Source organism: Ruminiclostridium cellobioparum subsp. termitidis CT1112 (assembly GCF_000350485.1).
Classification (GTDB): Bacteria; Bacillota; Clostridia; order Acetivibrionales; family DSM-1351; genus Ruminiclostridium; species Ruminiclostridium termitidis.
On the sequence record NZ_AORV01000020.1, the window covers coordinates 1 to 14,698 of the forward strand.

Annotated in this window: 12 protein-coding genes; 7 read left to right on the forward strand and 5 right to left on the reverse strand. The window is 41.6% G+C overall.

The genetic code is table 11. The annotated features are described in order from the left end of the window. Positions 1-40: 40 nt before the first annotated feature. Complete coding sequence (locus tag CTER_RS04090; RefSeq protein ID WP_004623922.1) at positions 41-442, reverse strand: DUF4234 domain-containing protein; 402 nt, start codon at positions 440-442, stop codon at positions 41-43. Positions 443-783: 341 nt separating this feature from the next. Here CTER_RS04090 and CTER_RS04095 point away from each other — a divergent pair, with 341 nt between their 5' ends. From CTER_RS04095 to CTER_RS04115, 5 genes are all read left to right on the forward strand, one after another. Further along, positions 784-3,057, forward strand: coding sequence for a sodium-translocating pyrophosphatase (locus tag CTER_RS04095; RefSeq protein ID WP_004623913.1), 2,274 nt, complete (start codon positions 784-786; stop codon positions 3,055-3,057). A gap of 199 nt (positions 3,058-3,256) precedes the next feature. Further along, complete coding sequence (locus tag CTER_RS04100; protein WP_004623943.1) at positions 3,257-3,442, forward strand: hypothetical protein; 186 nt, start codon at positions 3,257-3,259, stop codon at positions 3,440-3,442. A 169-nt stretch (positions 3,443-3,611) separates the two neighbouring features. After that, on the forward strand, positions 3,612-4,880 hold the full coding sequence (locus CTER_RS04105) for an O-acetylhomoserine aminocarboxypropyltransferase/cysteine synthase family protein (RefSeq protein WP_004623891.1): 1,269 nt from the start codon (positions 3,612-3,614) through the stop codon (positions 4,878-4,880). A gap of 188 nt (positions 4,881-5,068) precedes the next feature. Further along, entirely contained in the window at positions 5,069-6,841 is a 1,773-nt protein-coding gene (locus tag CTER_RS04110) for an Rqc2 family fibronectin-binding protein (RefSeq protein ID WP_004623868.1), read from the forward strand. Positions 6,842-6,864: 23 nt separating this feature from the next. Then, positions 6,865-8,043 carry a pyridoxal phosphate-dependent aminotransferase gene (locus CTER_RS04115; protein ID WP_004623931.1) on the forward strand — a complete coding sequence of 393 codons (1,179 nt, stop codon included), beginning with the start codon at positions 6,865-6,867 and terminating at the stop codon, positions 8,041-8,043. 410 nt (positions 8,044-8,453) lie between these two features. Here the strand turns inward: CTER_RS04115 and CTER_RS04120 are convergent, their stop codons facing one another. The 4 genes from CTER_RS04120 to CTER_RS29125 form a co-directional block, all read right to left on the reverse strand. Continuing rightward, positions 8,454-8,855: a VOC family protein gene (locus tag CTER_RS04120; RefSeq protein WP_004623947.1), complete on the reverse strand. Its 402-nt coding sequence runs from the start codon at positions 8,853-8,855 to the stop codon at positions 8,454-8,456. 109 nt (positions 8,856-8,964) lie between these two features. Beyond that, entirely contained in the window at positions 8,965-9,864 is a 900-nt protein-coding gene (locus CTER_RS04125) for a DUF362 domain-containing protein (RefSeq protein WP_004623870.1), read from the reverse strand. A 426-nt stretch (positions 9,865-10,290) separates the two neighbouring features. Further along, on the reverse strand, positions 10,291-11,193 hold the full coding sequence (locus CTER_RS29120; RefSeq protein ID WP_004623959.1) for a vWA domain-containing protein: 903 nt from the start codon (positions 11,191-11,193) through the stop codon (positions 10,291-10,293). 221 nt (positions 11,194-11,414) lie between these two features. After that, positions 11,415-12,551: an AAA family ATPase gene (locus tag CTER_RS29125; RefSeq protein ID WP_004623909.1), complete on the reverse strand. Its 1,137-nt coding sequence runs from the start codon at positions 12,549-12,551 to the stop codon at positions 11,415-11,417. Between the two features lie 236 nt (positions 12,552-12,787). Here CTER_RS29125 and CTER_RS04140 point away from each other — a divergent pair, with 236 nt between their 5' ends. Next, on the forward strand, positions 12,788-13,627 hold the full coding sequence (locus CTER_RS04140) for a helix-turn-helix domain-containing protein (RefSeq protein ID WP_004623938.1): 840 nt from the start codon (positions 12,788-12,790) through the stop codon (positions 13,625-13,627). 62 nt (positions 13,628-13,689) lie between these two features. Beyond that, positions 13,690-14,646 carry a hypothetical protein gene (locus tag CTER_RS04145; protein ID WP_004623880.1) on the forward strand — a complete coding sequence of 319 codons (957 nt, stop codon included), beginning with the start codon at positions 13,690-13,692 and terminating at the stop codon, positions 14,644-14,646. The last annotated feature ends 52 nt before the right edge of the window (positions 14,647-14,698 follow it).

Sequence of the window (14,698 nt, forward strand, 5' to 3'; positions counted from 1 at the left end):
CCGACAAAATGAGGACTCTGCTTTTTTTGTTTTTCTGTAGTTAAGCGTTAGCTCCTGTAACAACTTTGTTGTTATATATAAGAACCAAACTGTTGTAATTCTTTATAAATTTTGCAAGTGCAATCAGCGGCCCCAAACCGATCAGGAATGCACCAAGGATTATCCACAGCAGATATGACGATCCCTTCTCCTTTACAGCTACTCCCTTTGCCATTCCGGAATCGTATAATTTCTGACCCTGCTGATAATACCATATCAACGGATATATACCTCCTGTGAACATGTAAAGTACAAGTGCCAAGCCCGGGCTTGTTTCCGCACTTTCGGCTGCTGTTAATGTATTGATGTCATTGGTCATCTTATAGACAAACACCAATCCATATATTCCGAAAGTTATAATGCAAAGCCCGATGTAACCCCAAAAAGAACGTTGCTTTAACATAATAAAACCTCCATAAAAATTTTTATATAGTTATAAATTGCTATAACTCCATGACAAATACCGATCTAATTTTACATTTTCTGCAGGCATTACTTTGAAATTATATTTTAAGACAAATATTGTGGTCAATAGGAATATATACTCAAAATAGCACTTATTGGTACTATATTTCCTTTTAAAAAAATTTTTTTATATTCGTAAAAATTGAAGGATATTCTATAATTTTACCGAATGTATAATATGGTACAATTTTTTCATATTACTCCAAACCATTATCTCCGATCAATAATTTTTTTTATAAATGCAATGTAATAAATAAATTATGAAAGGGTGTATGTTTTATGTCTGGTCTAAGTAATGCCACAAGCTTTGAAACTTTTGGAATCTGGTGTGTACTGTTGATTGCCTTTCTGGGATTAGGATATGCACTGATGCTTCGCCGTCAGGTTTTAAAGTATGACAAGGGTACCGAAAAAATGCAGGAAGTCTGGGGATCCATCAAAGGCGGCGCCGATGCCTATCTTCGCCGGCAGTTGAAATCAATCCTTCCCCTTATTGCAGTACTTACAGTACTTCTTTTCTTTTCAGTCTACATTGTTCCTCCCAGTGATGAGGCAACAAAAAGGTTTTCAAACTTAAATGCAGACCAAATTAAAATTGTAATCGGTTTTGCAAGAGCCATCGCTTTTGTCATGGGTGCGACCTTCTCTTTACTTGTCGGTCAATTCGGTATGAGGATGGCTGTTGAAGGCAATGTCCGTGTTGCTTCGGCTTCCAGAAGAAGCTTCGGAGAAGCGCTGAAAATAGCATACAGAACCGGTACAATAACAGGTATGCTTACAGATGGCCTGGGCCTGCTTGGCGGAACACTTATTTTTATCATACTTGGAATAGCTGCACCGGATGCGCTGCTGGGCTTTGGTTTCGGCGGAACGCTGCTGGCGCTGTTTATGAGAGTCGGCGGAGGTATATATACAAAAGCTGCCGATGTGGGCGCCGACCTGGTGGGTAAAGTGGAAGCCGGCATTCCGGAGGATGACCCCAGAAATGCCGCCGTCATAGCCGATCTGGTAGGTGACAATGTCGGTGACTGTGCCGGAATGGCAGCAGATATTTTTGAATCCTATGAAGTTACCATCGTTTCCGGCCTGATTTTAGGACTTTCGTTATATTCAATCACCGGAGAACTCAAATGGATAATCTTCCCTCTTCTGGTCAGAGGAATAGGAGTTCTTTCTTCAATAATCGGAACTTATCTTGTAAAAGGCTCCAAAAAGGGTGATGCCCTTAATTCAATAAACAGAGGTTTTTATACCTCGGCAGTGGTAAGTTTGGCATCTTTCGCTATACTGGCAGCCTTCTATATGAATGAATGGAGAGCTTTCCTTTGTGTTGGTGTGGGTATTTTACTGGCTGTTGCACTGGATGAGGTTACAAAACATTTTACAGATACAACCCACCGGCCTGTCAAGGAAATAGCCGGTGCTTCAAAAACCGGTTCGGCCACACTTATCCTGCGCGGACTTGCTGAAGGTTTTGAAAGTGCAGTATGGCAAACAGTTGTAATTGCAGTTACCATATTGAGCTCAGTACTTATTTTCTGGGGACACGATGTGCATTATGTCCTGTATGGAGTTGCAATGACAGGTATAGGTATGCTTACCCTTACCGGAAACAATGTTGCCATGGACTCCTTCGGACCAATTGCCGACAATGCAAATGGTATCGGTGAACTGGCGGGACTGGACAAGGAGTCAAGAAAAGTTATGGACAGCCTCGACGCTACCGGAAACACAACCAAGGCCATTACCAAGGGTGTTGCCATAGGTTCTGCCGTTATTGCTGCCGTTTCACTGTTCGGCTCCTTCCTCACCGATGTTTCAAAGATCCAGGTCGGTATGGGTGTTGATAAAACTATATTTGATACAGGTATAAGAATCTCCAGTCCTACCGTTTTCATCGGTATGCTGATAGGTGCCTGTATCCCGTGGCTGTTCTCCTCCCTCATAATCAATTCGGTTACAAGGGCGGCCTCTCTTATCGTCAATGAAGTCAGACGTCAGTTCAAGATTCCCGGACTTCTCCAGGGCAAGGTAAAGCCGGATTATCAAAAGGCTGTTGATATATGCACCGTAGCAGCTCAAAGAGAATTGCTGGGACTGGCAATCATTGCGGTAGTTTCTCCATTGGTAGTAGGTATCCTTCTTGGCGTCGAGGCCCTGGGAGGTTTCCTTGCAGGAGTAATTATTTCAGGTCAGCTGCTTGCAGTATTCATGGCCAACTCCGGAGGAGCATGGGATAACGCAAAGAAAACCATTGAAGACGGCGCCCATGGCGGAAAGGGCTCGGAGTGCCATAAGGCGGCTGTTGTCGGAGATACGGTCGGAGATCCTTTGAAGGATACGGCAGGTCCCGCACTCAATCCTATGATAAAGGTTATCAATCTCGTTTCCCTTTTAGCTGCACCAATACTCATACAGTATAAGAGCACTGATCCGGGTATGCTGGCAGCACTTGTAATCTGTGCCGTATTGATAGTGGGTGCAATTATTTATTCCAAGAAGGGCGGCTTCAAGAAAACCAAAGCTGCGGATAGTGAAAATATCGCTGCTTGATTATAAATAAAAAAGATACAAAATCCTTTGACGGATTTTGTATCTTTTTTATTTTTTAAGGAAGGAACATCCTGTATTAAATCAATTTAATTATCCTAAACTAGCATTAAAAAGAATTTATGTTTTAATGGACTTATCCGGCTCACGGTAAGTACCGTAAATGCATACATTTTGTGAGCCAGAAAGGCAAGGATGTTTCATGAGAAATAAAAGAAGAAACGACGGCTATGTTTCACAGAGAATAAACAATATTATTAACAGTATCCCAAACAATCCGTTTATAGGCTTCAGCAATACCATCAAACCTATAGATAGAATTGATCAGAATATCGATGATTGGTATGAACCGGAGTTTCACACCAATGAAAATCCCTATAAACCATGAGGGCTGTTGAAGTTATATCCGGGACTGCCGTGTGAAGTTTTGCCACCACTTGCTTTACACTGCAGCCCCATTTGTTTGTACACCAATATTGTTAAAATCACCAATGTATTATAAAATATAAGCTAATGTTAAATTTTAGAACTTTTATTACTTGTGAGGAGTGATTTCAATGACATGGAAAATAGAAACCAAATGTCTCCAGGAGGGCTATAAACCGGGAAATGGAGAACCGCGTGTTTTACCTGTATATCAAAGTACTACATATAAATACGACTCTACTGAGCATGTGGCAAAGTTGTTTGATCTGTCCGTGCCCGGACATATGTACTCAAGAATCAGCAATCCCACTGTGGAATGTGTAGAAAACAAAATTGCAGCCCTTGAAGGCGGCATTGGCGCAGTATGCACATCCTCGGGCCAGGCTGCCTCTCTTCTGTCCATATTGAATATTTGCAAAGCCGGTGATCATTTTGTATGCTCCAGCACCATATATGGCGGAACTCTTAACCTCTTCGACAAAAGATTAAGTGAAATGGGCATCAGCATCACCTTTATTGACCAGGACGCTTCGGAAGAAGAAATTCAAAAGACATTTCAATACAATACAAAAGCCTTATTCGGCGAATCCATCGCAAATCCCAAAATCAGTGTGCTTGACATTGAGAAATTTGCCAGGATAGCCCATAAGAATAAGGTGCCGCTAATAATAGACAATACTTTTGCTACGCCAATGCTGCTCAGACCTTTTGAATATGGCGCAGATATCGTAATTCATTCAACTACCAAATACATGGATGGCCATGCCCTGTGTGTCGGCGGCGTCATTGTGGATTCCGGCAATTTCAACTGGGAAAGCGGCAATTTTCCCGGCCTGACGGAACCAGACGAATCCTATCACGGTATGATTTACACCCGCGACTGCGGCAAGGCTGCTTATATAACCAAAGCCAGGGTTCAGCTCATAAGGGACTTCGGCTGCTATATGTCGGCCAATAATGCATTCCTGTTGAATATCGGGTTGGAAACCTTGCATTTAAGAATGGAGCGTCACTGCAGGAATGCAGAAAAAGTGGCCGGGTTCCTTGCGGGAAGTGACAGGATACTTTCAGTCAGCTATCCTTACCTGAAGGATGACCCATATCATGATATTGCCGGAAAATATCTGCCGGAGGGCTGCAGCGGTGTGGTATCGTTCCGTATCAAAGGAGGCAGGGAAGCTGCGGTCAGGTTTATGGACAAGCTGAAGCTGGCCGCCATAGTAGTTCATGTTGCCGACTGCCGCACAGCAGTTCTCCACCCGGCAAGCTCCACACACAGGCAGCTGTCCGACGAGCAGCTGGTACTGGCAGGCATTGATCCCGGCCTGATCAGATTTTCGGTAGGTATTGAAAATGTTGAAGATATTATAGAGGATATCCGTCAGGCTCTTGAGGACTAAAAAAATCCTAGGCTGCTGGAATATTAAATGTTATAATCATTTTAGATGTTACAGACCATCAGGAATGCACTAAACTGAAGTGTGATAAAATAAGTTGCAATCAACATTGCAGCTTATTTTTTGAATTTTGTTTAATTTAGAAATTTGAAGAGTTATCATCTCATTTAAAAATAGGAGTTTAAACTAAAATGCCATTTGACGGAATAGTAACAAAATGTATTGTTAATGAATTGAATGATTTGCTGGCCGGAGGCAGAGTAGAAAAAGTATTTCAGCCCGAAGCAGACGAAGTTGTCCTTTTGGTTCGTTCAAAAAGCCAGAATTACAGGCTGGTTGCAAGTGCAAATGCAAACTACCCCCGCCTTCATATTACGGCTTCACAAAAAGAAAATCCCCAGACCCCTCCTGTTTTCTGCATGCTCATGAGAAAACACCTGTCAGGCGGCAAGCTGCTGGACATAAGCTTTCATGATTATGAGAGGGTAATTTCCATTAATATTGAATCTGTAAATGAACTGGGTGATCTGTCTGTAAAAAGAGTTGTAGTTGAAATAATGGGAAAGCACAGTAATATCATTCTGCTCAACAGCGAAGATAAAATAATTGATTCGGTAAAGCATGTGGACAGTGATATCAGCAGTGTCAGGGAGGTAATGCCTGCCAGGCCCTACTTCCTCCCTCCCGCTCAGAATAAGGAACTTCCGGAGAATATTGTTCCGGAACGGGTTTTTGAACATCCATTGGTTTCGGAGGCGAAACATGTTGAAGGCTTATTGTTAAATCTCATAAAAGGGTTCAGTCCCTACACCTGCCGTGAAATTTGCCGGGCTGCGGATGTGGCTCCCAAAACACCGGTTGCTGCTTTAAGCCATGCCGACAAGGATAATTTGATTTCAGCTTTAAAAAACTATCTTGCTCGGATAAACAACAATGGCTTTGAACCCTGTATAATCTATCAGGATAAAAATTTCCTGAAACCTCTGGACTTCTATTGTTTTGTTCCTGAACAGCCGGCAATATACAAAAAATATGAGCTTTTGTCCGCAGCGCTGGACGAATTTTATTCCCTGCGGGATACAAATGAGCGCCTGACTCAGAAAATGGGCGATATTGTAAAAGTGATTAAAAACGGTATAGACCGCTGTGAGAAGAAGATTGCCCTTTTCAATGACAAATTGCGCGAGGTTTCAGACAGGGAAAAGCTTCAGCTTTTTGGAGAACTGATTACAGCCAATATCTACTGTATTCCCGCAGGCAGTGAAACTGCACGGGTTTTGAATTATTACAGTGAAAATGAAGAATATATTGAAATACCTCTAAATGAGTATAAATCCGCCCAGGAAAATGCCCAAAGGTATTTCAAACAGTATACAAAGGCCAAAAGCACCTATTTAAATGCAACCCAACAGTTGAAGGATACGTTTTTGGAATTGGAATACCTCCAAAGTGTTCAGACTATGCTGGAGAATTGCAGCAGCAGACAGGAAATTGACGAAATCAGGCAGGAGCTCACAGATCAGGGATATATCCGGGCATCTGCCAGAAACTCAAAAAAGAAACAGGACAAACCCTCCTCCCCTCTGGATTTTACCTCAAGCGACGGGTTTCAGATACTGGTGGGCAAAAACAATAAACAAAACGATCTGCTGACTTTAAAGTTGGCGGCTGCAAGCGATATCTGGCTTCACACAAGGAATATTCCAGGCTCACATGTTATAATAAGAGCAGAGCGGCGTGAAGTGCCTGACTCAACATTACTGGAAGCTGCTATTTTAGCCGCCTATCACAGCAGTGCAAAAATATCTTCCAATGTACCGGTTGACTATACCCTTGTCAGGAATGTTAAAAAACCAAACGGAGCCAAACCCGGAATGGTTATTTACGAGAACTTTAAAACAGTTAATGTAACACCCGGGGAAGAAAAAGTATTTAAAATTACTCAAAATAAAATTAATTTTTAAAAATACGTTAAGGGGGAATTTGAATGATTTCAAACAAGATCAGCAACAGACTGGCTAATTCTTCAATGATACGGGCCATGTTTGAGGAAGGTGCAAGATTAAAAAAAATATACGGAGCAGACAAGGTTTACGATTTTTCTCTTGGAAATCCAGACCCTGAACCGCCTGCAGAAGTTAAAGCCGCTCTCCGGGAGCTGGCCAATTCCAAAGAGCCGGGTATGCACCTTTATATGAACAATGCGGGTTATACCGAGGTAAGAGAAACCATAGCCGGTAAAATCAACAGGGAAACCGGACTGCAGCTAACCTTTAACAATGTGGTAATGACTGTGGGAGCCGGCGGAGCTCTTAATATAGTTTTAAAAACTCTTTTGAATCCTGATGAAGAGGTTATAATTTTTGCACCCTACTTTGTTGAATATACCTCCTACATTGATAATCACGGAGGAAAAGCAGTAATAGTAAATACCGATTCAAGGACTTTCTTACCCGATCCTGAATTGTTAAGATCAAAAATCACACCCAATACAAAAGCTATTCTCATCAACACTCCCAACAATCCTACAGGGGTTGTTTACGGTGCTGATATTTTAAAGGCTATTGCAAATGTACTTGAGGAAAAAGGAAGAGAATACGGGCATACTATTTATATAATATCTGACGAACCTTACAGGAAGCTTGCCTATGACGTTAATATACCAAATATATTGACTATATACAGAAACGCTATCATGATTGACTGTTTCAGCAAATCACTTTCGCTTCCCGGGGAAAGAATGGGTTATATAGCTGCAAATCCGGAGGCAGAAGATATTGATACCCTTATGGGAGGACTTATATACTGCAACAGGGTTCTGGGATATGTCAATGCCCCCGCTCTTTTCCAGAAGGTCATAGCAAGGACAATTGATTCCACGGTTGACATCAATATATACAAAGAAAGAAGAGATTTGTTGTATAATGGGCTGACAAACCTGGGCTACGAATGTGTGAAACCTGACGGAGCCTTTTATCTGTTCCCCAAATCACTTATTGCCGATGATGTGGAATTTAAAAACAGAGCAGTCAAGTACAACCTGCTCATAGTTCCGGGCTCAGGATTCGGCTGTCCAGGCCATTTCAGACTGGCTTACTGCGTAAGTCTTGAAACTATAAAAAACTCCCTGCCTGCTTTTGAAGCCCTGGCCAAAGAGTTTAAATAATTTTTTATGGGTACTCCCTAAAGAACAGAATTCTTTTATAATTTTTGATTAGTCAATCCCCTTCACATGAGGGCCTATTTCGAATTAATGTTCTTTAGGGTCAAACCCAAAAAATTTACAATAACAGACGAATTTTAAATTACGCCGGTAATGTCAAAGGAACCCGGAGTTTTAAACCGAATATGCAGATTAATTTATTGAAACATTGAAGAATGGATAATCAGCATATGTCCTTCCCACGTTGTAAATAACCGCTGTATTTGTCCTGATTTTGAAAAAGCAAATATCATTGATCTAATATTAGCATTTTTTGCCATGACTTGTAAATCGGCCAACAGCATCCCAGCAAAATTTTACACATTTTAACAATATATTCCACCCACTGCACTCAGGATAACATTTTATGATAATCAACCCATCTCAGTATAGTTTAAACCCCAGGTCACCGCATATTTATCCTTCAGAACTGCGTGATGGGCTCCCCAGAAGGTCTTTTGCAGTTCAAATATAATGATTGCATCCTCTTTGGACAGCTCGGCATATACTTTTTCTATCTGTTCCCTGGAATCCAGCTCCAAAACCAGTTGTACATTCGTATGCTGGGCCCTTTCACCAAACAAATCAGTGAAGTACATTATGCAGTTTGGAGCAATATGAAGCTCCGAATGCATTATCTTTCCCTCATGCCCTTTAAACATATCACTGTTATCGGCAGTTTTGACCATTTTTATTTCACCGCCGAATACCGATTTATAAAACTCCAGAGCATCCCTGCAATTTTCTACCGATATATTTGGAATTATACTTTTCATCAATACCCTCCTCTTTATAATTATCAGCAAATCAACTATATATTATGGTATATATTTTCGTTATATATTTCGTATTTTTTGATCTTCATTATATCTTTTCTTCAGCCGTCTATTTCATATCCATAGCCAGTCCATCTCCATACGCGGCCTGACTGAAAATATTTTCGGCTTCCACCAGGGGTATACCCGCTATATTTATATTTTCAACAACGCTTTCTCCTATTTTCTTGTTACTGCATTCAAACAGGTATCTCACAGCCTGGGGTTTAAAGCCTAAAAGCCTGGCTCCGACCGTATCTGCCGCAACCGGATCGCAGCCCGCCACAACCAGCCCCGTATGCCGGGCAATTCCCTTTGAAGGCCCAGTTCCTATCATTGCAGGACTTGCGCTGATGATGGACAAGTCAATGGGAACCTGCTGGGCCATCGCCGATATGAACCCATGGAGCTCAGTGTGTATTCCAAGATTTTTCTTGGGCTGCCCGTGTTCATCAGCCGGAGGCCACCCCAGTGCAATGTTCTTTATTGCCGCAGACATTGTAGCCTCCTCATGCTGCTTTAACTGTGTAAATGAAATTAAAACAGTCACCTCTTCAAATAGTTTATTTAAATTGGTTGCAGTGACAATCGGGTGATTCAAATTAATTCGTACAAAAGGCCCGTGATTCAGATCGACAAACTCTACGCCCTCGTCTGAAATGACCTTTCCAAATCCAACAGAATCCATGACGTCCTTTGTTTCCCCGTCTGCTGTTCCTGTGGCAACTACTATTCTTTTCGGATTTCTGTCCTTAATCATCCTGATAATCTGTCTTAAACTCTCAGGCCCCACAACGGTTGCAGAATCAGGCTGTTTCTTATTCACCCAGTTGGGCGTTATAACCACTACGTCGCTGCTGTTTATAGATTCGGTTATTTTCAGCAGCTCAATTGCCTGTTTGATAGCTGCAGCCTCATCGCTGTTATGTGTAATGGCTACATTTGAATTATTCCATTTTCTCTGCCTCATACTGATTCCTTTCCAACTGCTTTTAGGCTTATTATTCCCAAAATGGTCAAATAAATGAGAGGATACTGGAATAAATTAACCTACTGTGCTAATTGAAATTTTGTTTTGCTTTGCAGATTGATTTAATCATAATCAACTGGTACGCGAGGACAACTTCATGAAATAAGATGCACAGTTAAAAACAATTACGGTAAATTGTCGACGAAGGTAAAGTGGTTTTGACAGCAAAGCAACAGGACGTTGCTTTGAGCTTCAAATCGAGACAGGAGGTCGAGTTTGAGCGACGGCAAAACCGCTTTAAATGAGGCGATACAATTTTCGTAATTGTTTTGGGGGCATCCTTATTTCATGAAGTTAGTACGGAAGTTACCAGTTGATACGAAAAAATTACAAAGGTAAAGATGAATTAGGGATTACTATATAATTTCACAGATACCGTGCTATAATTCTGACCAGTCTTGCAGGGAATTCCTTTAAATCAGTTATGTCTAAAAATCTTTCTTTCCCATATATCCGACAGATAACATCTTTATCCTGTCCGATTGCAGCAGCCAGAAATTTAACTTCCTTACGTTCATATTCGGCTATTGTCTGCTGCATGTCCATAACTGCATACTCTCCGGTATATTTGTCCATTGCTTTGGGCTGACCGTCACTGATGCTGATCAATAATCTGGTATTTTGAGTTAGCGTATTTAATTTTTCTGCAATTATTCTAAGGGCCATTCCGTCCCTGTTATTACTTCTGGCGCTGATCCCCATGAGCCTGAACCGGTCGGCAGAATCCACCCGGTCAATACCGGCATATGCAAAAACCGACATTTGCTCCAATTTGGATGCATCAGCCGTGTCACCGTAAATCAATATGGGAATACGGCATGCCTGACAAAATTCATATACGGCCAGCACTGCACGTTTTGCCGCTTCAAGTCTCCCAAAAGCCGACATGGATGCGGATTCATCAATTCTGAGTCCCACTGCCAGGGACGGAGCTTCGGTGGGAGGACGCTTTTTGGCAAAATACTTTAAATCCCGGTAGGCCAGACTGCCGGCCTGAAATTTGCTGCCATAATAGTGACTTCCCGAAAATTCAGAGGTGATTTCATGTTCCAGCAAGGGAAGTGTTTTTCTCACAATCTCCGAAACAACCGGCATAAGCTCCTTGCTTAATTTAAAGTATTCCTGCTGATTCTCCGGGGTATAATCCGGACGGTGGACAATCAATTTTACTCCTTTATGAATGGAATTGGAAACAATCTCTCTTGCATCCTGATTCAATTTTCTGCGTATCTCTTTCTTCTCTTTTTCTTTTGAAATTTTCAGCATCATGTCGGGGTCTGCGGGATGATATCCGGGTAAGCCCTCCTCGCCTAAATCCGTACTTTCCTCACCGTCCGATTCATTTGGAAAATCATCCGGGGTTTCAAAAGAGCTTTTTTCGCTGTCGGCAGACTTCTTTAATAATATTCCGGTTTCATCCTTGTCACCGCCATGGTCAGCCTGCTTGTGGTCTATTTGGTCCCAGGTCCGTATCTCAAGAGCTTCTGAATTCAGTTTTTTTTTATGGATTTATCAGCTTCCTCTAAATCTTCAAACAAGCCATCACTTTTAAGTGCTTCCTCCAACAGTTTTATTTCTTCCGAATCTGTTGTTATTTTATAAATTACTTTGTGATAAAGTGATTCTCTGACCGAAGCACCTCCCGCAACCGCATCCACCCAGTAAAAAAATGAACGCATACCGGCAACCCCCTTGATGGCATTGGTACGGGCTGTTCTGTCCAGAAGAATGATCACATCTGCCAGTACGTCCAGCATCTTCTGATTTCTATAATTTGTTTTGGCAGCAGCACGTTCTATCATGACTTCCTTTGCAGGCAAATCCATCTTTTCGGTGTGCTGCACCCTGTCCCGCAGTGCTTCATTCAAGGGCCTGCATCCTGCATAACCGCGGTTGGTCGTAATTACAGCTATGAAATCAGGATGTCTGCGAATTATTTCTGTAGGAAGATTTATACTTCCATCGGGCTCCAGGGCCGAGTTAAGCGCCATTAAAACAGCGGCATCCCGAATGACGGTAGGCTCTTGTATTTCAAGCAGATAGCCCTTTTGGTAGGCCCTTACAATTTCCGACGGATAAAAACGGTACTCAATAACATCTCCCTCTGAATTCTCAGCAGCCAGTTTCAGCAATTGTTTCATTTTTAAAACAGCCTGTTCCCGGGTAACACCAAACACATCCATCAATATTTCGGTTGAACTTTTGAAACCGTCATTTTCATATAATGCCTTTAAGGCTGTTTTATCCTGAGACTCCAGTTTTTCCAGCCTTTCAGCTGAAATAACCGGCAGGATGGCTCCAATAATATCGGATTTGTCCATATCGGCAAAACATGTGACTTTTGTATAAGGCAAGCCAAAATCAGCCGACAGGGCTTTGGCCAGCTGAGTTTTGCCGGAACCTGCATCACCTTCCAGCAGGATATTGGCAATTTTCATTTCACCCCGGTCCCAGTTCCGTTTTATCTCCCTGCAAATGCGGAACTCTTCCTCACTGACCTTGTGAGACCGAGGCTTCTTCCAGATCAATTCTTTTTCAACCTGTGTCAATTGCCTTGACGGAGACAAATAATATTCCCGGTCAATGTATTCACATTCATGTTTACATTCATTTTCTCTTATATTCAAAACACTTCCCCTTTCCAACTGCCGCACTATAACTTTATTAGCAGCAGTTTAATTGATAATTACTTATTTAGTAAATTAGTAAATTACTAAATAAGTATAATATGTTTAATAAAGATATGTCAATTATTTTGAGAAAATGTTTTTATTGAGGATTTAAAGCTTGACAATTGACTTTTCAAGGCTTAAGAGTGATAATGTCTTTATATTTGGGACAACTTTCAATAAGAGGAATATAAATGTTCAAACTAAATGGCATCTACCGCCCTGTTACAGCCCAGCCTTTCTTAAGTGACAAAACATATATTGAACTGCAGCCCTGCAAAGCATTAAGCCCTTATGTCTGCTGTTTTTGGGGTACGCCGGAGCACTCCCCTGAGACTGCTTCCGCAGGGGAAAGGATTATCCTTGTAATACCTGATACCTGTATGGATATAATCTTTTATGTAAATATGGATAAAAGTGAGGTCAATGCTCTATTTGCAGGGATAAGTGACAATACCTTCCAGGATAGGACACAGGCCGGCACAGCCTCGATTTCCTGCTTTGCCATAAGGTTTTACTGCTGGGCCGTACCGCTGTTTTCCCATGAGCCCATGAAACATGCCTTTAACTCCTTTGTGGATACCGATGTATACTTTAAAAACTTTAAACGGGATCTGCAGGATATATTAATTGATAATACATTAATTACAGACAGGGCCGCAAAGGTTGAACAATATCTCATTAAAAAACTCGACTCGAACAAACAGAATAATAATGTAATGAACGCTGTTTATAAAATATTGGAAGCCAAGGGCACACCGACTTCTGCTGAAATTTCCGGCTACGCTGCTGTGGGCCAGAGGCAGCTGGAAAGACTGTTTTTGGAATACGTGGGTGTTTCGCCACAAAAGCTTTCAAAACTTGTCCGTTTCCAATACCTCTGGCATGATATTTTATTTGACGGAAATTTCAATATGCACGACAGTGTCTGCAAATATACATATTCAGATCAGTCGCATTTGCTGAACGACTTCAAAAGATACCACACTCTTTCTCCCGGTGACGCAAGAACATTTGCATATAAAACAAGGTAATGTCGGATTTTTTCAATACAGACTCCCTTATTTTCAGTAAAATATTTATGAGGTGATATTTTATGAAAAAACTTTTATTAAAAGACTATTTGGAAATCAGATCATGGATATACCGCAATGCAAGGCAGATCGATCTGGCTGTATGGCGGTATTACTTTGAAAAAGGCAGCAAGGATGCGGTGCTGTCCGCTTTATCATTTTATCAGAATGAGGATGGAGGATTTGGACATGCTCTTGAAGCAGACAGCTGGAACCCAAATTCCTCTCCGTATACAACATTTTACGCAATCAAAATTTTAAAAGGCATTGGCTTTGACGACCTGCAGCATCCTGTAATGCGGGGAATATTCAAATACCTGGAAAGCAATGCTCACTGCTCTGATGACGGCTGGTACTTCAGTATTCCGTCAAATAATGATTTTGCCCACGCGCCCTGGTGGACCTGGGATACGGAAGCCAATGCCACTGAAAGTATAGGCTTGACCGCTGAAATAGTCAGCTTCATATTAATAAATGCCCATAAAAATTCGGAATTGTTTAATAAGGCACTGAGCCTTTCGGAAAAAATTATCAGCAAGCTCGACACAACAGATCAATATGGTGAAATGGGTCTTGGCGGGTATTGTGCATTGCTTGATGCCATAGAGCGGGCAGGGTTAACAAATCGTTTTAACCACAGCCTGCTGTCCGAAAGAATAAAAAAGCTTGTACATAATATCATTGAAAGGGATACGTCAAAATGGACATACCATACCCGGAGACCTTCGGATTACATACATTCACCCGCGAGCGTCTTTTATAAGGAAAACGAAGACATCGTACAAACAGAGCTTGACTATCTTATTGATACAAGACCGCAGAATGGTGTCTGGGATATTACCTGGAGCTGGTTTGAAAATAATGAAAAATACGCAAAGGAATTTTCAATTAGTGAAAACTGGTGGAAAGCAAGTGTGGCTGTTGAAAAACTAAACCACTTGAGGAATTTTAACAGGCTGTCCCAGGAAATCAATAACTGACTGGAATAAATGAAGCCTTTGCTGCTCAAATCGGCAGAAAACCAGTTTGAGC